Origin of the sequence: Pseudobacteroides sp. (assembly GCF_036567765.1) — a bacterium.
Lineage (GTDB): Bacteria > Bacillota > Clostridia > Acetivibrionales > DSM-2933 > Pseudobacteroides.
In genome coordinates this window covers 140,642-164,174 of sequence record NZ_DATCTU010000007.1, presented here as the reverse complement: position 1 = coordinate 164,174, position 23,533 = coordinate 140,642, and the positions used below count along the sequence as shown (strand labels likewise).

Annotated in this window: 22 protein-coding genes; 1 reads left to right on the top strand and 21 read right to left on the bottom strand. The window is 41.9% G+C overall.

Annotated elements, in window-relative coordinates; genetic code table 11:
• Window positions 1-20: 20 nt before the first annotated feature.
• From VIO64_RS02120 to VIO64_RS02035, 18 genes are all read right to left on the bottom strand, one after another.
• A complete protein-coding gene (locus tag VIO64_RS02120) occupies window positions 21-596 on the bottom strand; it encodes a 50S ribosomal protein L25 (RefSeq protein WP_010244729.1) in 576 nt (191 codons plus the stop codon).
• A 50-nt stretch (window positions 597-646) separates the two neighbouring features.
• Window positions 647-1,732, bottom strand: coding sequence for a type I phosphomannose isomerase catalytic subunit (locus VIO64_RS02115; RefSeq protein WP_010244733.1), 1,086 nt, complete (start codon window positions 1,730-1,732; stop codon window positions 647-649).
• Between the two features lie 46 nt (window positions 1,733-1,778).
• Window positions 1,779-2,294 (bottom strand): NDP-sugar synthase, encoded by a 516-nt coding sequence (locus VIO64_RS02110; protein ID WP_160317750.1) that lies wholly within the window; start codon window positions 2,292-2,294, stop codon window positions 1,779-1,781.
• Window positions 2,295-2,365: 71 nt separating this feature from the next.
• Window positions 2,366-3,115 (bottom strand): hypothetical protein, encoded by a 750-nt coding sequence (locus VIO64_RS02105; RefSeq protein ID WP_010244739.1) that lies wholly within the window; start codon window positions 3,113-3,115, stop codon window positions 2,366-2,368.
• A gap of 328 nt (window positions 3,116-3,443) precedes the next feature.
• On the bottom strand, window positions 3,444-6,035 hold the full coding sequence (gene clpB, locus VIO64_RS02100) for an ATP-dependent chaperone ClpB (RefSeq protein WP_010244741.1): 2,592 nt from the start codon (window positions 6,033-6,035) through the stop codon (window positions 3,444-3,446).
• Between the two features lie 21 nt (window positions 6,036-6,056).
• Window positions 6,057-6,995: a DnaJ C-terminal domain-containing protein gene (locus VIO64_RS02095; RefSeq protein ID WP_010244744.1), complete on the bottom strand. Its 939-nt coding sequence runs from the start codon at window positions 6,993-6,995 to the stop codon at window positions 6,057-6,059.
• Window positions 6,996-7,061: 66 nt separating this feature from the next.
• Complete coding sequence (locus tag VIO64_RS02090; RefSeq protein ID WP_010244747.1) at window positions 7,062-7,745, bottom strand: zinc metallopeptidase; 684 nt, start codon at window positions 7,743-7,745, stop codon at window positions 7,062-7,064.
• 108 nt (window positions 7,746-7,853) lie between these two features.
• The gene (locus VIO64_RS02085) at window positions 7,854-9,128 is read right to left on the bottom strand and encodes a S1C family serine protease (RefSeq protein ID WP_010244750.1); all 1,275 of its coding nucleotides are present in this window, start codon (window positions 9,126-9,128) and stop codon (window positions 7,854-7,856) included.
• Between the two features lie 102 nt (window positions 9,129-9,230).
• Window positions 9,231-9,695: an Hsp20/alpha crystallin family protein gene (locus VIO64_RS02080; RefSeq protein WP_010244753.1), complete on the bottom strand. Its 465-nt coding sequence runs from the start codon at window positions 9,693-9,695 to the stop codon at window positions 9,231-9,233.
• 45 nt (window positions 9,696-9,740) lie between these two features.
• A complete protein-coding gene (locus tag VIO64_RS02075; RefSeq protein ID WP_010244757.1) occupies window positions 9,741-10,196 on the bottom strand; it encodes an Hsp20/alpha crystallin family protein in 456 nt (151 codons plus the stop codon).
• A 215-nt stretch (window positions 10,197-10,411) separates the two neighbouring features.
• Window positions 10,412-10,996: a putative ABC transporter permease gene (locus VIO64_RS02070; RefSeq protein WP_010244760.1), complete on the bottom strand. Its 585-nt coding sequence runs from the start codon at window positions 10,994-10,996 to the stop codon at window positions 10,412-10,414.
• A gap of 102 nt (window positions 10,997-11,098) precedes the next feature.
• Window positions 11,099-12,721: a chaperonin GroEL gene (groL, locus tag VIO64_RS02065; protein ID WP_010244763.1), complete on the bottom strand. Its 1,623-nt coding sequence runs from the start codon at window positions 12,719-12,721 to the stop codon at window positions 11,099-11,101.
• Window positions 12,722-12,736: 15 nt separating this feature from the next.
• A complete protein-coding gene (locus tag VIO64_RS02060; protein WP_010244766.1) occupies window positions 12,737-13,021 on the bottom strand; it encodes a co-chaperone GroES in 285 nt (94 codons plus the stop codon).
• A gap of 66 nt (window positions 13,022-13,087) precedes the next feature.
• On the bottom strand, window positions 13,088-14,452 hold the full coding sequence (locus tag VIO64_RS02055) for a phosphomannomutase/phosphoglucomutase (RefSeq protein WP_010244769.1): 1,365 nt from the start codon (window positions 14,450-14,452) through the stop codon (window positions 13,088-13,090).
• A gap of 18 nt (window positions 14,453-14,470) precedes the next feature.
• Window positions 14,471-15,505, bottom strand: a complete 1,035-nt coding sequence (locus VIO64_RS02050; protein WP_010244773.1) for a glycosyl transferase — start codon at window positions 15,503-15,505, stop codon at window positions 14,471-14,473.
• Window positions 15,502-16,677: a glycosyltransferase family 4 protein gene (locus VIO64_RS02045; RefSeq protein ID WP_010244776.1), complete on the bottom strand. Its 1,176-nt coding sequence runs from the start codon at window positions 16,675-16,677 to the stop codon at window positions 15,502-15,504. The genes VIO64_RS02050 and VIO64_RS02045 overlap by 4 nt, the downstream gene beginning before the upstream one ends.
• A 99-nt stretch (window positions 16,678-16,776) precedes the next feature.
• Window positions 16,777-17,820 (bottom strand): sugar phosphate nucleotidyltransferase, encoded by a 1,044-nt coding sequence (locus tag VIO64_RS02040; RefSeq protein WP_010244779.1) that lies wholly within the window; start codon window positions 17,818-17,820, stop codon window positions 16,777-16,779.
• 66 nt (window positions 17,821-17,886) lie between these two features.
• Window positions 17,887-18,888 (bottom strand): glycosidase, encoded by a 1,002-nt coding sequence (locus VIO64_RS02035; RefSeq protein WP_010244782.1) that lies wholly within the window; start codon window positions 18,886-18,888, stop codon window positions 17,887-17,889.
• A 382-nt stretch (window positions 18,889-19,270) separates the two neighbouring features.
• On the opposite strand from VIO64_RS02035, the gene VIO64_RS02030 reads away from it, so the two are divergent.
• Window positions 19,271-19,549 (top strand): hypothetical protein, encoded by a 279-nt coding sequence (locus VIO64_RS02030; protein ID WP_010244785.1) that lies wholly within the window; start codon window positions 19,271-19,273, stop codon window positions 19,547-19,549.
• Window positions 19,550-20,064: 515 nt separating this feature from the next.
• On the opposite strand, the gene VIO64_RS02025 is transcribed toward VIO64_RS02030, so the two are convergent.
• From VIO64_RS02025 to arsB, 3 genes are read right to left on the bottom strand one after another with little or no spacing between them, the layout of a single operon-like run.
• Window positions 20,065-21,720 carry an FAD-dependent oxidoreductase gene (locus VIO64_RS02025; RefSeq protein WP_331914723.1) on the bottom strand — a complete coding sequence of 552 codons (1,656 nt, stop codon included), beginning with the start codon at window positions 21,718-21,720 and terminating at the stop codon, window positions 20,065-20,067.
• Window positions 21,721-21,737: 17 nt separating this feature from the next.
• Window positions 21,738-22,454: a metallophosphoesterase family protein gene (locus VIO64_RS02020; protein WP_331914721.1), complete on the bottom strand. Its 717-nt coding sequence runs from the start codon at window positions 22,452-22,454 to the stop codon at window positions 21,738-21,740.
• The gene (gene arsB / locus VIO64_RS02015; protein ID WP_331914719.1) at window positions 22,451-23,530 is read right to left on the bottom strand and encodes an ACR3 family arsenite efflux transporter; all 1,080 of its coding nucleotides are present in this window, start codon (window positions 23,528-23,530) and stop codon (window positions 22,451-22,453) included. The genes VIO64_RS02020 and arsB overlap by 4 nt, the downstream gene beginning before the upstream one ends.
• Between the last annotated feature and the right edge of the window lie 3 nt (window positions 23,531-23,533).

Below are 23,533 nucleotides of genomic sequence, written 5' to 3'. Positions count from 1 at the left end.
ATAATCAACACTTAACGCAATTAGACGACAAACTCGTTCTGAACAGGCAGGGTAGGTTGAGAGGCCTCTGATGCCCGTACCACTACCTCATCCTTTCTGGACAGAAGCCTTATGCCTTCAGGCAGGGCGATATCCTCCATCGTAATTACACTGCCGTCCTTCATTAATGAAACATTTATCTCAACAAATTCAGGCAGATCCTTCAATACCCCTTGAATTTCAATTTCATCCTCGAGAATATTCAAAACAAGCTTGTTACTGAATAGCTGCTCCTTTCCTTTAAACTTAAAAGGTACTTTTACTTTTACAAGCTTATCCTCTGAGGAAGCATAAAACTCGATATGCATAGGCTTGCTGCTTATTGGCTCATACTGTATGCTCTTTATGACACATGGCAGCTCGCTGGCATTAATTTTCACCTTAGCTTTTGCACCTATAGAATGGCTTTTCAAGAACCTGTTTATTTCCTTATCCTCAATCTGGATATCCATGTTGCGGTCGACTCCCGATCCGTAAATGCTGCAAGGAACATACCCCAGTTTCCTGATTCTTTTTGCACTTTCCTTCCGTTCCATAGCATCTAATAAAGTAATCATGAATAAACCCCTCCAATTTTATCAGTAGTTTTTATTTTGAGCTTTTCTTTTCAAACCGCTGTTTTCAATGGTACACAAAGGTTTTCTGCCCCTGCTATGCAATTAAATATTTCTTCACTAGAGAAGCCCTCCTCCATTAAAGAGGCATATACATCCATCACAGAGTCTGGTATGAAAATCTGAAGTGCAGAAAATTCACCATCAATTTTATAGCTTCCCATATATGCGGGAATAAAGACTGTTTCCAGCGCATCAACGTGTAATTTTTCAGTATCATACATTATTTCTGCTTCACCGGTTATAAACATGAAGGCTGAAAAGGAACCCTCTGCAAACAATTCTACCGGTGTACCATTACCCTCAAGCTGTCTGACACAGAAATATTCGCTTAAGGCTAAATACTTTGTCACTATTTTGTCATAGCATACCGTAAGGCCCTTGTACAAAGCCTTGCGGTTTTTATAGTCAAGTACATCAAGAGCCTTGTTTATATGGAGCGGTCTTTTCTTTCCGGCGGCATCCGTCCTGTCATAATCGAACAGCCTGTAGGTCAGGTCTGAGTGCTGTTGTATTTCAGCTACCACCAGCCCATCATTTAAGGCATGTACCGTGCCTGCTGGAACAAAAACCACGTCACCCTTTTTTACCTTGACCTCTCTATACAAGCCTCCATGCTTGTACTTTAGAATACAGTCACGAATCCTGCCTTTATCATAGCCTTCAGAAAAGCCATGGAAAACAGAAGCCTCCGGTTTTGCATCTATGATGTACCACATTTCGGTTTTCCCCATTTTGCCATGCTCACATTCTACAGCATATTCATCATCAGGATGAACCTGGATGGAAAGCCTGTCGTTTGCATCAATAAACTTTAATAGCACCGGCAGCCCTGCATTAATTTTTTCCGATGCGAACTTATCTCCAAGCACCAGCCTGCCGTATCTTCTTATTACCTCTGTCAGAACTTGTCCTTTTAGCGGACCGTTGGCTATTTTACTTTCACTTCCTGATATGCCCGACAACTCCCAGCTTTCTGCCACCTGTCCATCCGGTATGGATTTACCCAGCTTTCTTAGATTATGTCCTCCCCATATGTAGTCCTTGTATACGGGCATCATTTTATACGGATAAAGCATATAAACACCTCTTTTGCTGTTTATTAATTAATTGATTTTCATATGTTTAAATGGCGATATCTTTCAAATCATGACCTGTAAATATGACATTCTTATATTTATATCTTTTATCTACTCTGGCATTTGAGGTAACAATGGTATTGATAATTCTGGAGTCCCGCTCTACCATAACATTGTCCCATATAATGCTTCCTATGATCCGGCTGCCCATATTGATACGCACCTTGCTTCCAATAACGGTATCCGGTCCTATGGGCCCAATCTCAACATTATTGCCGATATAGACAGGGCCTGTAATTCTTGCATCGGGGTGTATCCTGCTGTTGACACCTTTTATTATGATATCTTGTGAGAGTGTAAGTCCTGGTATTTTATACAGGCCGCTCAGCATATCCCTATGAACCTTTATGTAATTTTCTATTGAGTTTATATCAATAAAGTAGTGCCCGCTTTTATAAAGCGCCACGTTGAAATTATTTTCAACAAGCCTTGGAATCACATCCTCTTCAAAGGACAAAATCCTTTTATCAGGCATTTTAGATATGACAGACGGGTTGACCACATAAATGCCGGCATTTATATACCGAAAGAATATATATTTTTTTATCTATCGTATGAATGGGCTTACGGTATTTAATGGGGCATAAGCTTGCCTTTTCCATATTTCCATATAACAAACGCAGCTACTGCCACCCCTGCAAGCAATAATATAGCTCCTGCTATAGGAACAGTATATTTATACTCGTTTATCATACCAAGTATTTTCTGCTTTGCAGCAGCCGGCTTTCCAACAGTCTCCACCCATGCCTCAAAGGCTTTTTGATCCTCCAAAGCCAACGGCTTTGTTGAGTACCCTGGAACATCAAACACAATATTTTTCCCGTTATTTGACATGGACATCCTTATTTCGGTGTCCCCCTCCTTGTAAGTAAACCTCCCATAAGGACCGCCGCTGAACTTTAGCTTGTATTCCTTTGCCTTAAAGTCAGGACGTGTTTCAGCATCCTTCTGAATAAGCGGGGGCTGAAGCTTCGGGCTGAGCTCCTTTGTACTGATTTTGCCGTTGCCTGTTGCAATGGTCTCAATCTTTAATGTGGCCTCAGAGTATTGCTCACCTTTTAAAGCACCTACGTTATAAAATTCAAGCGTATATTTCTTTTTATAGGGTATACTGGTTCTGGCTCCTTCAAAGAGCGGACCGGAAAGCTTTCCTCCAGTACCGTCAGGCAAAAGATCCAAAAAGCTGCCTGGATGCTCCTCTTCAAGAGTCGCAGTAAGCTTCCTTGGTTCTATACCATTAGGAATATCCTGGGCAAAAGCCTGTACAGAATTGAATATGAGAATGAAACACATAGTGGATATAAATATCACTTTTCTTAACATGATAATCATCTCCTTCCGTACACTACATAGATTTCAACAAACCAATCAATAATGCTTTAATTTTCTAATCATCTTTAGTTTTTATAGTGCTTACCTAAAACATTGGAACCACCTCCCCTGCCAGGATACAAAAAATGCCTTACTATTCCACACTTTTAAGGTTAATAGCGTTTTAGACCCCGCTGATAAGCTTAGTCAATGATAGAATATTAAAGCATCACTTAGCACTCACTCAATTAGAGTGCTAATAATATGATATAAAATCTCAAATTTACTGTCAAGGCTGCTCAAATTTTTTTTAAAATTTTTAATATTTTTCCTGAAAGCCTTAATCTATATGGATTTTCAGCGTATTGTCCAAAACGTCTATATGAATATTTTTACCCTCACTTACCTCGCCATTTATAATCCTTTTACCTATCTCGGTTTCAATGAATTTCTGCATGTACCGTTTTACAGGTCTTGCACCAAACACAGGATTATATGCATTTTGAGCCATGTACTGCTTTGCTGCCTCCGATACCTTAAGCCCTATGCGCCTGTCATCCAGCCTTCTTTGGATGTCCGCCAAGGCCAGGTCGATAATCTTAACAATTTCTGCCTTTCTTAAGGGCTTGAACAGCACAACCTCATCTACACGGTTTAAAAACTCAGGCTTGAAGTGCCTGTTCAATTCTCCCAGTACATACTCTCTTGTGTTTTCATCAATTTCTCCATCTGCTCCTATAGCATTCAATAGGTGCTGGCTTCCTATGTTGGAGGTCATGATGACAACCGTATTCTTGAAATCCACCGTCCTGCCCTGGCTGTCGGTAAGCCGGCCATCGTCCAGTAATTGAAGAAGCACATTGAATACTTCAGGATGTGCTTTTTCGATTTCATCAAAGAGAATCACACAGTAGGGCTTTCTCCTTACAGCCTCGGTTAGCTGTCCTCCCTCTTCATACCCTACATAACCAGGTGGTGCACCAATAAGCCTTGCAACCGCATGCTTTTCCATATACTCCGACATATCAATTCGCACTACATTCTCATCGCTGTCAAAGAGGGCCTGGGACAGTGCCTTGGCAAGCTCGGTTTTACCTACTCCGGTGGGGCCAAGGAATATGAAGGAGCCTATAGGCTTTCTCGGGTCCTTCAAGCCCGACCTTGCACGAATTACTGCATTGCTTACTGCTGTAACCGCTTCGTCCTGACCTACCACACGCTTGTGCAGAAGTTCTTCAAGGTTTAAAAGCTTATCCCGTTCATTCTCCACCAGTCTTGTTACAGGTATCCCTGTCCATCGTGAAACAATTTCAGCAATTTCCTCCTCGGTAACCTCTTCCTTCAGCAGTACACCTTCGTTCGATTTCTTACGCTGTTTTTCCTCCTCAAGGCTCCTCTGGAGTTCAGGAAGCCTTCCGTGCTTCAAGACTGCCAGCTTGTCAAGGTCGTAGGACCTTTCTGCTTCTTCTATCTGCCTTTTTACCTCCTCAATCTGCTCCTTTAATTCCTTCTCTCTTTTTATATTCTCTTTTTCCATCTCCCATTGTGCTTTCATGCCGTCAGATTTTTCCTTCAGGGATGAAATTTCCTTCTCCAGGGTTGAAAGTCTTTCCCTTGAAGCTTCGTCTTCTTCCTTTTTAAGCGCCTGTCGCTCAATTTCCAGCTGCATGATTCGCCTCTGTATTTCGTCCAGTTCAGTGGGCATGCTGTCAATTTCAGTCCTTATCATAGCCGCAGCTTCGTCCATCAAATCAATGGCCTTGTCGGGAAGGAAGCGGTCGCTGATATACCTGTTTGACAACACACTGCATGCAATGATGGCGCTGTCGGTAATTCTGACTCCATGATGGATTTCAAAGCGCTCCTTAAGGCCTCTTAATATGGAAATGGTGTCCTCTACTGTGGGCTGATCCACCACAATGGGCTGGAACCTTCTCTCAAGGGCTGCATCCTTTTCGATATACTTCCTGTATTCATCCAGCGTGGTTGCACCTATGCAGTGAAGCTCTCCTCTGGCCAGCATAGGCTTTAATATATTTCCTGCATCCATTGCCCCTTCCGCTTTTCCTGCTCCCACAATGTTGTGAAGCTCATCTATAAATAAAATGATCCGCCCATTTGACTTGTTGACATCATTGAGTACAGCCTTAAGCCTTTCTTCAAATTCACCCCTGTATTTCGCCCCTGCAATCAGTGCACCCATGTCAAGGGCGAAAATAGTCTTATCCTTTAAGCCCTCGGGGACATCCCCCTTCAATATCCTCTGAGCAAGTCCCTCCACTACGGCAGTCTTTCCGACACCCGGTTCGCCAATCAATACAGGGTTGTTCTTGGTTCTTCTGGAGAGTATCCTTATGGCCCGCCGGATTTCAGCATCCCTGCCGATAACAGGGTCAAGCTTTCCGCTTTTTGCAAGCTCCACCAGGTCACGTCCGAACCTTTTTAAAGCATCATAGGTTTCTTCCGGGTTTTTTGATGTAATTCTCTGGTTGCTCCGTACCTTGCCAAGAGCCGCCATAAATTTCTCCAGTGTAATCCCAAAACGTATGAATATGGTCTGTGAAGGAGTATTCTTTTCCTTCAGCAGCGCCATATAAATATGCTCCACGCTTGTATACTCATCCTTGAACCGCTTCGCCTCATCCTCCGCATGGATCAGGACTTCGTTGAAGCGCCTTGTGGCATACAGGCTTGAGGCTCCGCCACCGTATACCTTTGGTAGCTTTTCAAGCTCTATCTCAATATCCTTTATATATAGCTGGACATCCTGCCCCATATATCCTAAGAGCTTTGGAATAAGGCCGTCCTCCTGGGCTGCCAGTGCAAGGTGGATGTGCTCTCCGTCCACCTGCTGGTGTCCCATTCTAACTGCTATGTCCTGAGCTGCTGAAACCGCAGCCTGGGCTTTTTCTGTGAATTTATCTATATTCATGGCTTACTCCCTCCTATTCTTTTACATAGCCCTGACCCTTGATGCCTGCCTGAGCTTTTCATAAAGCTCCTTCATTTCGTTGGTCAGATGGCTTGGGTTTACAATCCGTATTTTGAGGTATAGATCTCCTCTTCTGCCTGTTCTGTCCACATACCCTTTTCCTGAAACACGTATTTTGCTGTCGGTTTGTATTCCTGCCGGTATCTTTACTAAAATCCTGCCATCTATGGTATCAACCGCTGTTTCGCTGCCCAGGGCAGCATCCCACGGCATTATATTCACTGTCATTGTCAAATCGTTACCCTCAAGAGTAAAGCGTTCACTGGGCTTTATCCTGAGGGTAAGAAATAAATCTCCGTTTTGTCCTCCATTAAAGCCTGCCTCTCCTTGCCCTTGAAGTCTTACCCTTTCTCCGTCTCTCACACCCTTGGGGATTTTAAACGAAAGGCTTTTTGTTCCACCCTGTCCCCTGATAGATATCCTTTTTTCCACTCCTTGAAAACCTTCCTCGGGAATGATTTCCAATTCCGCCTCAATATCTTCCCCATGATATGAAGACCGTCTGCTCCTGTTATTTACACCTGCATGGTCAAAAAAGCTGTCAAAGCCAAAGCCTCCTCCTCCAAAAAACATATTGAAGAAGTCGCTGTGATCCATTCCCCCGCCTGTCCTGAACTCATACTTCACATTCTTTCCAAACCCGAACTGTGACGGGTCAAAATCATAGCCGTTCTGGAAATTGTATTCATTACCGAAATTATCGTATTTTTTTCTCTTCTCAGGGTCACTCAAGACCTCGTATGCCTCGTTGACATCCTTAAATTTTTCCTCTGCCTGCTTGTTTCCGGGATTGGTATCAGGGTGATATTTTTTTGCAAGCTTCCTGTAGGCCTTTTTTATATCCTCCTGGGAAGCATTTTTATCAAGTCCTAAGATGCTGTAGTAATCCTTGTACTGCATGAAGTACACCTCCTTCCGTTTTGTTTATGAACCATACCATATATATTTTGTATGCATCAATATATTTTATGCCTCCTCATCCCGGCTTCCTGCCAGAAGCACCAGCCTAATAAGGTTTGCCATTGCTACTGCGGCAGATGCAACATATGTCATTGCCGCGGCTCCCAGCACTATCTTTACCGGCTGTACTTCAGCATAATTCAATACATATTCACCCTTCAGCATTTGTATAGCCCTCTTGCTGGCATTGAACTCAACCGGAAGCGTTATGAGGTAAAAGGCTACAGCTCCAATAAAAAGAATGATCCCGAGCTGTAACAGATACGGCATGTTAAGCATCAGTCCAAACATAGCAAGATACGGTCCCACTGCCGAGCCTATGTTTGCAACAGGCACAAGGCTGCTCCTTAGTACCAGCGGCATATACCCTGCTGCATGCTGGACTGCATGTCCTGTTTCATGGGCGGCAACCCCGAGGGCTGCCAGAGACGTGCTGTAATATACACTCTCTGACAGCCTTACTGTCTTGGTCCTGGGGTCGTAATGGTCGGTCAGCTCTCCTGGGACAGGTTCCACACCAACATCGTAAAGACCGTGACGATCAAGGAGCATTCTAGAGGCCTGTGCTCCTGTCATATACCGGTTGTTGGGCATATCGCTGTATTTTCTAAATATACTTGTTACCTTGAACTGGGCAAACAACGAAAATATAAATGCCGACAATACAAGGATTATATAATACATATCCATAAGCATACCTCCCTCCTATCACATGCCTTTCTAATTATCCGGCTTTGTTCATCCCCTGGTGCATTAAAAGCAGTAATAGAGGATTTCTTTTGGTGAAGCCGTCCGTTATTAGCGTTCTTCTGAGAAGGTTAGCGAAAGCTTCACCTTACTGCCATTTCTGACCACCGTAACATCTACACTGTCTCCCGCTTTATAGTTCTTCTTGATATTGTCCACCTCTTTCATGGTGCGTACATCCTTGCCTGCTATTGAAACAAGAATATCTCCTTTTTGAATTCCTGCTTTAGCAGCACCGCTGTCAGGTGTAACCTCAAGAATGTAGATACCTACCGGAAGATCATACTGGCGTGCAATTGCATCTGTAATTTCTCTTCCTGATATACCTATAAACGGTCTGCCCTTGACATACCCGAACATCATCAATTGGTCGACAATGGGCTTCGCATCGTTGATGGGAATGGCAAATCCAAGTCCCTCAACACCTGAAACCGATATTTTCACTGTATTGATTCCAACAACCTGCCCTCTTGAATTGACAAGAGCACCGCCGCTGTTGCCAGGATTTATGGCAGCATCCGTCTGGATCAGGTTCAAGGTTTTGTCATCAACGCTCACAGTTCTGTTAAGAGCACTGATTACACCTGCAGTTACTGAACCCTGGAACTCAAGGCCTAATGGATTTCCGATTGCAACTGCCAGCTCGCCGACCTCAAGGGTTGCTGAGTCTCCGAGTTCTGCCGCCGTCAAATTATCCATATCGATTTTTATCACCGCAAGGTCATTTTTGGGATCGCCACCGATAAATTTTGCCTTTGCTTGCCGTTTATCAGCCAAAAATACTTCCAGTGTCGTATTTTTGCTTCTCGAATTCTTCGGGTCAGCATACTGAACAACATGGTAGTTAGTCATTATATATCCATCTGCGGTTATTACAATCCCCGAGCCTTCAGCCTTGGATTGAGCCATTTCATCATCAAAATACCAGCTTCGCGGGCTTTGTGTCAGCATTCTTATACCAACAATGGAAGGCCCGACCTTCTTTGCTATATTAGTAACAGAAGAGCCGCTATCTGATGCAAGCTTCAATGCACTCTCAAGGTTTACCGCTCTATTCCCTATAACCGTATCCGCTTTTGCCTGGTTTGCTGACAGCATGGTTAGCTCTTTTATATCGTTGGAAAGCTTCATATATAATCCGCCACCCACCATAAGACTTGTCAATATGCAGCATACCAGCACCAAAGCGACAGTCCTGTATACTCTTCTGCCATCCCTGCTCCGGTCATCATATTTACCATCCCTTCTGTAAGCAGAGTTAAAATTCATAAATTTTTCATAATTGTCATAGCCTCTTTTTAGGAGTCTTTTACTGAAAAACCTCATGCCTATCACCTCTCTTAACCTATGTATACTTTATATAGCTGCAAACCCCTTATCATGAAGATAAAGGGGCTTGCAGTCTTTCCAACATACATCGGGCAGTAATTATGAAATATCGATTTTCCTTCCCTTGGGTTTGGTTTCTTCCTTTTTTGGGAGTATCAGTGTGAGAATACCATTTTCATGCTTTGCCGTAATCTTGTCGCTGATAATATTCTCAATGGAAAAAGACCTGACCATGGAGCTTGTTCTTCTTTCCCTTCTTAAGTAATTATCCTTCTTTTCCTCTGCCTTTTCATCCTTCTTCACGCTGATTGTCAGTCTGTCGTCATGAACCTCCAGGTTGATTTCGTCCTTTTTAACCCCTGGCAGCTCTGCCTCAAGGATATATTCCCTGTCATTTTCACTGATGTCCACTCTCATCTGTCCGCTGTTATTGAAGTGAGATGGAAAAACCGTGTCGTTGAAGAAATTTTCAAATACCCTGTCCATATCAAAGAGATCGAACAGACTGCCATTTTTTCTTTGTACTCCATTGTTTTTCCTTTCAAACGGTATCAAGCTTGACATACATAACACCTCCATAATGATTGAATTAAAGTTTAGCTTGTGGTTTTATTTAATATCAATTTTCCTGGTTTTTTGCTGTACCTGCTCCACCTTGGGCAGTGTAACGGTGAGAATTCCATTCTCCATTTTGGCGGATATCTTATCCGTTGCAATATTTGAAATTGCAAAGCTTCTTTCCATTGCCAGCGCTTTTCTTTCCTTCCTTACATATACGTTTTCAGCTTCTCCCTTCTGTTCCTTTCCTTTAACCGAGATAGTAAGCCTGTCTTCTGTTGCATCTATATGGACATCTTCCTTGCAAAAGCCTGCAAGCTCTGCCTCGAGAATAAATTCCCTTTCGGTTTCCCTGATGTCCACTTTCATCTGGCTGCTGTTTCTGTAGAAGGAAGGAAGAACCGCATCGTTGAAGAAATTCTCAAAAATGCTGTCAATGTCAAAATAGTCACCGTTTCTCCTTTGAACACCTCTGCCCTTTCTTTCAAATGGAACCAATCCGAACATAAACAACACCTCCAATCATCTCAGTTCATTTTTATTCTTATTCGTTCCTTACACTATTAGTTATACAATTTTCATATTGCTTTTTCAACTTTCGACTTTGACTATCTTTGACTTTTATTTGCACTGAGTTTGATTTTTATAAGTTTATCTTCTGAAATCTCAAAATTTCTTAATTTTTTGGAATATTTTATCTTATAAAGGGTTAAGTATTAAAGCTACACTTTAAAGGACTTCTGTCTGTGAAAATACGCCGATATTTTAAAGTCACCAATGCTCTGCCTTACGGTATCCATTCTGACCAATGCTTTAGCGGTATGGATTATTATCATACCAAGCAACAGCACGGCAATAATCTGCTTGATTGGCTGAGCTGCTGCATTCACATATATCGAGAGCACAGGCTGCAGGACTGTCAACTGCACATATGCAAGAATTCCCCAGAACAAGGAAAACTTAAGGCAAATCCGGCCATGCAGGTTCAATACCTCTCCACTGTAATCCCAAGCCTTGATATCCAGGAGCTTTTCCATAACGTATCCTGTTACATACTCCAGAAAGGTTGTAATAACTACTGCTGAAGCTATACTCATGTAAAAAGGCATTGACCCGGACTTGATAAACCTATCAAGCCCCAAAATCAATAGAGCTCCAAATCCATAGATGGGACATATGGGTCCGGCCAGAAAACCCCTGTTTACAAACCGTTTTTCCTTGTAAGCAGCATAGGCAACCTCAACAACCCAGCCAACAAACGCATACAGCATAAAGTAGATGACAGTATCATAGAAGCCGCCCCACATATATCTTCCTCCTTCCGCTCCACCTTCATGGGAGGAAAGCCAGCCACCAGTACCTCCAGTACCTCCAGTGGCTGGCGTATATTTCCTATCCCACTATAAGTCTTAATAATCCATATCACCAGCAGGCATAGAAGGTGCTTTCTTCTTCTCAGGCTTTTCAGCTACAGCACTTTCGGTAGTCAGAATCATAGCTGCCACCGAAGCCGCATTCTGTAGCGCAGACCTTGTAACCTTGACAGGGTCTACAATACCGGCCTTGAACATATCCACATACTCTTCCTTAGCCGCATCAAAGCCTATTCCTTTATCGTTGTTCTTCACTTTTTCAACAATAACTGAGCCATCAATCCCGGCATTTATTGCAATCTGGCGGAGAGGCTCTTCAAGAGCCCTGAGTATGATGGACGCTCCAGTCTTCTCATCCCCATGGAGAGTGTTAACCAGCTCTTTGATGTCTGGAAGTGTATTGATATATGCTGTACCGCCGCCTGGAACAATACCTTCCTCCACAGCAGCCCTGGTTGCATTCAAGGCATCCTCCACCCTGTATTTCTTTTCCTTCATTTCTGTTTCGGTAGCTGCTCCCACTCTGATGACAGCTACACCTCCCGCAAGCTTAGCCAGTCTTTCGTTGAGCTTTTCCTTGTCGTAGCTTGAGGTGGTAAGCTCGATCTGCTTCTTGATGGATTCCACCCTGTCACGGATGGCCTTGGAATTTCCTGCACCATTTACAATAATGGTGTTTTCCTTTTGCACCTTGACAGATTTCGCCTTACCAAACCATTCTAGCTTGATTTCCTTTATGTTCATGCCAACCTCTTCTGATATGACTTCACCGCCTGTAAGGATAGCAATATCCCGAAGCATTTCCTTCCTTCTGTCACCAAAGCCCGGTGCTTTCACAGCCACACAGGTGAATGTGCCACGAAGCTTGTTGACCACAAGGGTTGCCAGTGCATCCCCTTCCACGTCCTCTGCGATCAGGAGCATTTTGCCGCCGTTTTTTACTACCAGCTCAAGGGCAGGAAGCAAATCCTGAACATTGTTTATCTTTTTGTCGGTAATGAGGATGTATGGGTCTTCCAGTAAAGCCTCCATTTTTTCATTGTCTGTAACCATATAGGGAGATACATAACCTTTGTCAAACTGCATTCCCTCGACAACTTCAATAATGGTGTCAGATGCCTTGTTCTCTTCAATGGTGATAACTCCCTCTGCTGTTACCTTTTCCATTGCATCTGCAATAAGCTGGCCAATTTTTTCATCCCCTGATGAGATGGTGGCTACAAAAGCCATGTCATCCTTGCCCTTCAGCTTCTGGCTGTTCTTTTTTATGCTTTCAACCGCTTTTTCAACTGCCTTTTCCATTCCCTTTTTCAATATAATGGGATTAGCCCCGGAGGCAACATTTTTAAGCCCCTCCCTCACAATAGCCTGTGCAAGAAGTGTAGCTGTGGTTGTTCCGTCACCGGCAATATCATTTGTTTTGCTGGCAACCTCCTTTACAAGCTGCGCCCCCATATTCTCATAAGGGTCTTCCAGCTCAATTTCCTTTGCTATGGTAACACCATCGTTGGTAATGGTAGGAGAACCGTATTTTTTCTCCAGCACCACATTTCTTCCTTTGGGTCCCAAGGTAACCTTGACGGCGTCTGCAAGCTTGTTTACACCTGCTTCAATGGATCTTCTCGCCTTTTCATCAAATGCAATTATTTTTGCAGCCATTATAAATCAACCTCCTTACTCGATTACTGCCAGGATATCATCCTGCTTCGCTAAAAGATATTTTTCGTTATCCAGCTTGACCTCTGTTCCGGCATATTTGCTGTAAAGAACCCGGTCACCTTTTTTCACAACCATTTTAATTTCCTTTCCATCCTTCACCTCACCCGGACCGATTTCAACCACCTCAGCCATATAGGGCTTTTCCTTGGCGTTGGACGGAAGCACAATTCCGCTTTTTGTTGTTTCTTCACTTTCAATTTCCTTCAAGAGTACCCTGGTACCCAGCGGTTTAATGTTCATAAATCAACCGACTCCTTTCGTATGCTTTTTATTTAAATTTAGTATATTGTTAAAAGCTTGATGCTTTTAAGCCACCTTCAACGGGCAGATTGAATCGGATATTTCCTTTTTTATCTGCTCAAGACGCTCGGGAGTTCTGGCCTCGCACCGCACGATAAGCTCAGGACCTGTATTTGACGCTCTGACCAACCCCCAGCCGTCACCAAACTGTACACGAACTCCATCTATATCAATGATGTTATTGCCTGAAGCCTTAAAATATGTTTTTGCCTTGCCCACATAAAAGAGCTTTTCTTCCTCTGTGCACTCAACCCTGATTTCAGGGGTTGCATAGGTTTTAGGCACATCTGCCAAAAGCTCGCTTAAGGACTTGCTGCTTCCAGACAGGATTCTTAATAGCCTTGCACATGCATAGAATGCATCATCATACCCGAAATACTCATCCGCAAAGAACATATGTCCGGACATTTCTCCGGTAAATACTGCATTAATTTCCTTCATTTTTGCCTTTATGAGAGAATGGCCGGTCTTGTAGAATATAGGCTGCCCTCCGAGTCTTTTTACCTCGTCCACCAGTGTTTCGGAGCACTTCACCTCAACAATGGCAGGAGTGCCTGGGTGCTTGGGCAGTATCTCCCTCCAGAAAAGGATCATCAGCATGTCTCCCCATATGATGTTACCCTGGTTGTCAACAACCCCAAGCCGGTCTCCATCCCCGTCAAAGCCTACCCCAAGATCTGCCTTGTTGGCCTTGACAGCCTTTATTAAATCCTTTAGGTTTTCCGGCTTTACCGGGTCGGGAAAATGGTTGGGGAAATCCGGGTTGGAATCGCAATAAAGGGGTATAGCCTCACAGCCCAACTCCTTAAGAAGCTTGGGTGCAAAAAGCCCCGCTGTACCATTGCCGCAGTCTACCACAACCTTGAGCCTACGTCCCGGAAGCTTGATTTTTTCCTTTACCATACTTATATAGTCCTTCACAGGAGATTGTACAGTCAGCTTTCCCTGTCCGCTATCAAAATCATCCTCTTGAATCATCCTTTTGATATCCTGTAGCTCTTCACCATATAATGTCCTGCCGTCATACTGCACCTTGAAGCCGTTATATTTTGCAGGGTTATGGCTTGCCGTAATCATAATGCCTGATTTTATGTTATATAGGTGTGTGGCGTAGTAGAATATGGGGGATACCACCACTCCGATATCCTTTACATTTATGCCTGTATCCAGAAGCCCCTTTACCAAGCTGTTGAAGAGCTCGGGAGAGGATTTCCTGTTATCCTTACCTACAACAGCTTCTATCTCCCCTTTTCTTTTGATATAGGTTCCAAAGGCTTTTCCGATAAGCTCTGCGTCCTTTGCCGTCAAATCTTCATTGTATATACCCCGTATATCGTATTGTCTGAAAATTCCTTCGTTTATACTGCTCATTTTGCCTCACTCCTTTTCTCACACATTAACCTCAGATATTTTCATATACGATATTACATACGAAACAAGGCTTTCCGCTCCCATATTCAGGTTTACACCCTGCTGGGTCAGTCCGTCATAGCAGCCTCCCGTTTCGCTGTCGACAAGGCTGATTCCCTTGGAGTTGACACCCTCGTACCATGCATGACAGCTTTTCGCCTTATGTAAATATTTCTTTTTTCCGGTTGCTTCATAAGCCTCCAGATAGGTTAAAACTCCTTCACAGGCTTCCACCGTCTGCTCATCGAACTCAGCCGGGTGCCCTCCCTTCAAAAGCCATCCATTACAGCCTACAGGCTTGAAATATCCATCCTTAAAGGTTACCCCGCCAAGAAACTCCAGGCTTTCCTCGGCTATATCAAGAAATCTCTTTTCTCCTGTAGCCCTGTAAGCAGATATGAGCGACCATGGAAGAACATTATTGCAATATGCTACAATATTCTCAAACCACTTCCAATCTCCGTCCCTGTACTCCTCATACTGGCGGCAAAGGGACTGAGCTGCTTCAAAAACAAGCCTTCTCGCATCTTCGCCTTCAAGGTGGGAAAGACCTATGATGGAATATGCCTTTGCCCTTGGTGAATTGAGAGAAGTCACATGAGGCATCGCATTTTTTAGTATATGTGCAAGCCCGTACTTAACCCCTTTAGGGGTATATTCATTGAAAAGCGCAAATCCCAACGCCCACAGACATCTACCAAAGCAATCCTCCGAGCCTTCCTCCTCAAGCCATTTCCTGTCATAGCTCATAAAGTTTTTAAATTTGCCCTCTTTATTTTGTGCGTTTAATATAAAGGATGCATACCTATAAACAAGATCAAGGTATTTCTTCTTTTCATATCTGCCATACAGCATCAGTGCCATAATCAATGCTCTGGCATTGTCATCAGTTGTATAGCCATGGTTCGGGTCTGGAATGGAATATTTTGAGTGCTGCAGCATTCCGGTATCATCGGTTAGCCGGAAGATGTGGTCGTCCTTCAAAACTTCACTAATATAAAGCCTTCCCATCATACCACCATGCTGCCCACAAGCTTCATTTCTTCAAGAGTATCTATAAAGAGCTTTGTATAATGATTTGCAACATTACCCCACATCATAGTCCTGCCAACACTCAAGGTCCGTCTTTCCATTTCCTTTTTAGCTTCTGGATTTTTTAATACATACTTGATATGTCTTGCCAGTGAATGGGCATCGTTAAACTCTGCCAGAAGTCCTCTGCCCTCTGAAAGCATTTCCTTTGCATAACTGTAAGGTGTGGATACTATGACCCTTCCATACCCGACAGCGTAAGCCAGGGTTCCGCTGACTGCTTGATCTTTTCCAAGGTACGGTGTCATGTAGATGTCCGACAACTGGAGATAGTGTATAATTTCATCCTTTGAAAGGTATTTATCTACAAACCATACATGCTCCTTTATTCCTAGCCTGTCTACCAATTCCATCAGCTTTTCCCTGTATTCTTCGCCCGACTCTTTTTTTACACATGGGTGTGTCTGTCCAAGAATCAGGTAGACAATGTCCTTATGCTCCTTAGCCACCTTTGCAATGGCTTCTATGCCATATTCCAGCCCTTTGCCTGGACTTAAAAGTCCGAAGGTGCTGACAACGCTACGACCCGAAAGACCTTGCTTTTCTTTCAGAGTATCTCTTGACTCGAGAATCCTGTAGGGTACACCATGGTGTATCACCTCTATTTTTGACGGGTCTATACCATAAACCTTCTCAAGGATAGGCTTTGTATTTTTTGCCATAGTGATAATCTTAGCACTTTTTTCGCCAAGCAGCTCCAGTATTTCCCTTTGCTTTTCAGAAGGTCTGGGAAGTACTGTGTGAAGTGTGGTGACAAATGGTATTTGCAGGTTGTCAACCAGGTCAAGTATGTATTCGCCTGCCTCTCCACCAAATATGCCGTACTCATGCTCTATTACAAGAAGCTCTATATTTGAATTGTTAATAGCCTCTGCTGTGTTGATATAGCTTTCCCTGTCATGCTGCCAAAGCTCCATGATAACCCTGTCGCTGTAGCTGTAATCATTATTACTCACGGCGATAACCTTTGGCTTATTTAAAAGACTAACGTTATCAAGCTCCCTTACAAGGTCCTGGGTAAAGGTTGCAAGTCCGCATTCCCTTGAAGGGTAAGTACTTAAAAATGCCACATTCCGTATTCTGTTTGAAACCATGCCCAAACCTCCTTTTTATTGTTGTAAGAGACACACCTCTCTGAAAGTATTCCTTTTACGTTGAGGAATGTCCACATTTTTTCGCTAAAGCTGTCTTTTCTACACTGCTATCGGATGACTGAAGTTTTCTGTCAAAACAGTATTATACTCTTCACTATTTCGATCAACTCTGCAATTGGACATAACCACTGAGTTTACAACCGATGCTCCGCCTCCGACATGAACATGATCCCAGACCACACTTCCTACAACCTTGGCACCCATGCCAACTGAAGAGTCATCGCACAAGGCAGTATCCGGGCCTATAACTGCAAAGGAGCCGATTTCAACATTATCCCCTATATACACTGGCCCGATTATCTTTGCGTTATGGCTTATCTTCGCCGTCTTGCTGATGCATTGCAGATTTTTGTTAAAGTCATGGTTACCAATCTGCAAATTCCCTTCAAGGATATCATTATGAGCCTTAAGGTATTTTTCGGGTGTACCCAGGTCAAGCCAATAGGAGCACCGGTTATAAACTGCTATCTTAAATCCTTTTTGAAGGAGCAGCGGATATGTTTCCCTTTCAATGGACACTGCCCTTCCAGAAGGAATTTCGTCCAAAAGCTGCGGTTCAAATATATACACACCTGCATTGATCAGGTTGGAGCTGCTTTCATGGGGCTGGGGCTTTTCCTTGAAGGCAGTAACGAATCCGTTTTTATCATGCTCAATCACTCCATAGGCTGAAGGATTGTCAACCTGCGTTACCGCAATGGTTGCAAGGGCTCCCTTTTCCTTGTGGAAACGTATCATTTCAGAGATATCAATGTCGCTTAGGATATCTGCATTAAATACCAGGAAGGTGTCATTGAAAAATCTCTGTGCATTTTTGATTGCACCAGCGGTGCCCAAAGGCACATCCTCGGAGATATAGCTGATTTTCACTCCCAGTTTTCTTCCGTCTTCAAAATACTTCTCAATTTTATGAGGCTTGTAGCAGGTGCTCAGTACAATCTCATCAACACCATGCTTTTTAAGGTTTTCAATATTCCTTTCTAAAAGAGGCTTGCCCATAATTGGCACCATTGGCTTAGGCAAGTCATCTGTAATTGGTTTTAATCGGGTTCCTAACCCACCTGCTAAAAATAATGCCTTCATATGTATTCCTCCCATCTTAGTCAGTTAGTATATAATTACATTATTGCATTATGTGTAATACAAGCTTTACATATTAGCTTTTGGCTCAGGACACTTTTTGATATATTCCAGCAAATCCTTCAGATTGGTGGTTGCCATGGCAATACAGGTGTCTGCTGCACCATAATACATCTTGATTTCCCCTGTTTTTTCGTCATATACCCACCCACAGGGGAACACTACATCATCTACGTCCCCTTCTCTTTCATAGAACTCATGGGGGCCAAATACCCACTCATCACTTCTCCGCAATACCCTGAAGGGGTTTTCAAGGTCCAAAAGGGCGAGTCCAAGCCTGTATATGGCTCCGGCTGCAGTCTGTCGTACTCCATGGTAAAGTATGAGCCAGCCTTCAGGAGTTTCAAGGGGAGGTGTGTTAAGTCCCACCTTGTTTGCATCCCACCATCCGCCTTGTCTTGCATCAATCAGTATCTGGTGTTCTCCCCAATATTTAAGGTCATCCGACCGTGACACCCATATATGAGCACCCGGTCCATGGTGTGCAGGAATGGGTCTATGTATAAGCAGCCATTTACCGTTAATTCTTTTCGGGAACAGTGCAGCATCCTTGTCCTCCGGCGGCATTACAGGTCCCAATCTCTCATAGCTTTCAAAATCCTTCGTTAAGGCCATTGAAACCAAGGGGCCGCCTTTTGAGTAGGCAGTATATACAACAGCATACTTCCTAAGCTCCTCCACCCAGGTAATCCTCGGGTCCTCAATACCCCATTCCTCCTCGGGATATCTCTCCGAATCAGGCTCGAGGGTGGGCTTTTCATCTATCACCCAATTGTTTATACCGTCATCGCTGACAGCCTTCGTTAGATGAGAAAATCCTCTCCTATCCTCAACCCTTGCCAGAAGCAGAACCTTGCCGTTATACATGGTTGCTGCAGGGTTAAATACTGTATTTGCAGCATAGGGCCAATCCTTTGATGAGAGAATTGGATTGCCGGGATTCCTTTTAAAAAGCTCCCTATAGGAATGCCTGTCAGAGCTGATAAGCTTTGTCTCAAACCTGTTTGTCATCAGCATTTCACTCCTCTGTACAACATCATCGTAATTGCGTTTTAAGTATTTCATGCGTTTTAATATTCCATAATCAAAAAAGCGCTTTAAAACCCCCTCTAGTTTTAAGATAAAATATCGATAACGAATTAACGCCATAAATATAAGTATCAAAAGTTAAAAGGAATATTAAAACGCTTTATTAGCACTCAACGCCATCGAGTGCTAATAATATTTTATTAAGTTCATTTTTTTCTGTCAAGATATTTTTAAAAAATTTTATAATTTTTTATGTCATTTTTTTTGCTAAGTTTGTTCTCCTTCAAAAATCACATAATAGAAGAAAAGATTTCACGAAATAAAATACTCGTTTTATGTACATACTGTATTCAGAGGTGATGTTATGACTTCACAATTTGAAGTTGACAAGTGGATAGATGAGTTAAAAAAGGATGCTAAGTTTAAAAGTCTTTGGGAATACTCTGAAAAATACGATAGCCCACAAATTGAAAAAATAAGAAGAAAACATATAAAAAAAAAATGGATAATCGGCTCTTCTCTGAATAAATGCTATTTTTTAACCATAGCAACTGATTTAGCTGGCTTTGGACATCTTGACTTAGCCAATTTTAATCATCTTTACAGCAAAATATATATATATTATAGGGAGGCTTTGGTGTAGTTATAAGATATGAAAGAAAGAGGTTATTCCATTAGAGAAATTGACTTTGCAGGAAAGGTATAGTGGTAAGGAGTTCAGTATTGTTGCTCCCGGAACAAGGCTTTCACAATTACCTTTTAAAGCTAAAAAGCTATATAAAAATCAACCTAAACAATTCATAAGGCCAGTTTCCAATGCTTTCGCAGCCCCAGTCCAGGTTCATTAAAGATAATGCATACCCCTATTCAAAATTTAAGATTTTTGAATAGGGGTATGCATTATCTTTAAAAAAAGACCTCAAACAAGAGCAAAACGAGCAAAATTTTGTTTAGAGATTGCCCATAAAACAACGAAAGCCACTGAAATCAGTGACTTTGCATTGTATTAAAAAGTTTGTTATTATTTGTCTAATAACTATAATTTTGATACAATTTAACGGAAATCGAGTTCTGCTAAAAGGTTTGATTAACGCTAAAAAGTATAGAATTTCCGCTAAAAGGTTTGATTATTGCCAAAAGGTTTGAACACCCTTTACTTTATTTTGAACTATTACCATTTGACCTCCATTTACTAAAAGTTTTGTGTCCTCCCGAGATATTGTATACCCTATTAAATCCCTTGTTAATCAGTATATTCTGAGCTGCATTGCCTGTAACACCTTTATTGCAGTATGTAATTGTGATTAAATCTTTGTCCATTTCTTCAACTCGGTTTCTTAATTTTTCATGTGGAATATTAACAGCCGTATCAACATGGTCTTTATCATATTGCTTTGAAACTCTTGCATCCACCAAATTATATTTTTCACCGGAAGTAATAAGAGTATCAAGCTCCTTGGCTGTAATTAATGGGCGTCCCTTATTAATTGCATTGTCAAGAATCATACCCGTATACATGACAGGGTCTTTTGTGGTTGAGAAGGGTGGTGCATAAGCCAAGTCCAGATGGAACAAGTCCTCTGCTTTAGCCCCAAAGGTTATAGCTGTGACAAATACATCAATTCTCTTATCGACTCCATCTTCGCCAATAATCTGTACGCCCAAAAGTCTACCAGTGTTTCTATCGGCAACAGCCTTGATGACAATCTCTTTACCACCCATGTATTCAGGTTTATTAGGCTTAATATTATGGCACACCTGGACATCCAATCCCAGCTCTATTGCTTCACGTTCTGATAATCCTGTCTGCGCGACAGCCAAATCAAACATCTTAAAAATCCCTGTACCAAGAACTCCTCTGAATTCAAGGGAGCCCCCTGTAACACAATCTCCGGCAATTCTTCCTGTTTTATTGGCAGTAGAACCAAGTGGTCTATAAACTGGTTTACCTGTCACAAGCTGATATTGCTCAATACAATCACCACAGGCATAAATATCTGAGTCACTTGTCTGCATCATTTTATTTACCTTGATGGCTCCAGTGTGACCAAGTTCAAGGTTTGCAGATTTTGCAAGTTCAACATTTGGTCTCACACCGGTAGCTATAATAATTATATCCGCTGGTATTTTTTCTCCGTTTGATAGAAACACCTCATTATCACTTATCTCTATCACTCCGCTATTTGTTAAAACCTTAACACCTTTGCTTTTTAGATGCGCTTCAACATATACTGCCATATCCGAATCGAGTCCCGGTGTCACTTGTGGCAGCTTCTCCACCAGAGTTACCTCTAAACCAATATCGGACAAGTTTTCACATACTTCCAAGCCTATAAAGCCTGTTCCAACAATCACTGCTTTTTGTGGAATATTTTCAGCGATATATGTGGCTATCTTATTCATGTCTATAATATTTCGCAAGGTAAAAACATTACTTTTTTCAACTCCTGGAATGGGAGGAATAACAGACTTGGCACCTGTCGCAAGAACAAGCTTGTCGTAGTTATCAGAAAATACTTCATTTGTTTCCAGATTCCTAACTTTCAATTCCTTTTTTGATGGTTCAATTGATAAAACCTCGTGCCTTGTTCGTATATCAACATTGTATTTACTTCTAAAAAATTCAGGATCACGCGGAGTCAATTCTTCAGCCTTTTCAATATGCTTACCTAAGTAGTATGGCATACCGCACCCTGAGTATGAAATGAAGCTATCTTTTTCATATATAATTATTTCTGCATCCTCGCTATTTCTTCTTGCTTTGGCGGCTGCCGATGTTCCAGCAGCAACCGCACCAATAATCAGTATCCTCATACACAATTCCTCCTTCATCAATAACCCTTTAACAGCATGTCACAAAGCTTTTTATCAAACATATTACCTTGTTCCACTACCTTTATTATCTTTTCAACCTCATATTTAACCTCGATTATATCAACAAAAATATTATCTTTAGAAATATCAACAATCACATAAGTCGCATTTGCATTCCCATGCTTTGGCTTTCCTACTGACCCAGCATTTATAAAGTGCTTGACAATTATTTCTCTATGAAAAGGTATATGCGTATGTCCGCAGATAATAATATCCTCCTCTGACTGTTCTGCAAGGACTTTCAGCTTTTCAACATCATCATAGACATATTCATCAATTCTTTCAGGACTTCCATGAACTAATAAAACAATCTTATTTTTAATGGTAAGTTGTAATTTACTTGGCATGTTTCTTAAATATCTTCTATTTTCATCTGTAAGTGTCATATTGGTAAATGCAGCAGACGCATTTGAAACCAGTTCCTGTTCTGACATTCTACTGATAATTTCTGAATTCACCCTCACGCAGGAACCTATATATTTATCATGATTTCCCTGAATGGAAAGAATTCCTCTTTTCCTAACCATCTCAACCACTTCATTTGGAAAAGGTAAATAACCCACCAGATCTCCAGTTGATAAAACGAAATCAACCTTCTTACTATCGATATCCTTTAATACATTTTCGAGGGCAACAATATTGCTGTGAACATCACCTAAAACCGCAAATCTCATGTCCCCACCTTTTTTGGCACTCCGTTATCAGCAAAAAACTTCTTTCTGAAGAAAAGTGCCGCATTTACCAAAGCTATCATTACTGGAACTTCAACAAGTGGTCCAATAACTGCAGTGAAAGCAACATCCGATGCAATACCAAATACTGCTACCGCAACAGCAATTGCCAATTCAAAATTATTACTTGCAGCTGTAAATGCCAGGGTTACCGTCTGATCATATTTAAATCCACCCTTGTAAGACATATAGAAGCTTACAAAGAACATAATTGCAAAGTATATCAATAATGGTATAGCAATTCGGATTACATCACCGGGATTTTTAATGATCTGTTCTCCTTTAGTAATGAACATGATTACAATTGTATAAAGCAAGGCTATTAAAGCCAGCGGAGATATTTTGGGAATAAAAACGTTTTCATACCACTCTTTTGTTTTAGCCTTAATTAAACCAAGCCTTGTTATAAATCCAGCAGCAAAAGGAATACCAAGATAGATAAGCACACTTTTTGCAACTTCCATCATGGATACATCAACAACCTGACCTCCCCATGAAAGACCTAACCATTTAGGAAGAAGGGTTGCAAAGAAATAAATATACACAGTATATAAAAGTATTTGGAATATAGAATTTAGAGCTACCAATGCCGCACAGTATTCATTATCACCTTTGGCAAGGGTATTCCAAACTATAACCATTGCAATACATCTTGCAAGGCCTATTATAACAAGCCCAATGGCAAAACCAGGTTTATCCCCTAGCATTAAGGCTGCTAAACCAAACATTAAAATGGGTCCAATGATCCAGTTTTGAATAAGTGAAAACGTAAATACTTTTTTATTTTGAACAACCTTGCCAATCTCTTCATACTTAACTTTTGCAAGGGGCGGATACATCATAATTATTAGACCAATTGCTATCGGCCATGAAATTGTTCCTGTACTAAAATTACTAAGTGATTTTGCTAAATCCGGGAAGAAGTATCCCCCTACAACGCCTATAGCCATTGCGATAAAAATCCAAAGTGTTAAAAACCTGTCTAAAAACGACAATCTCGCTTTATTTTCATTTTCCATTTG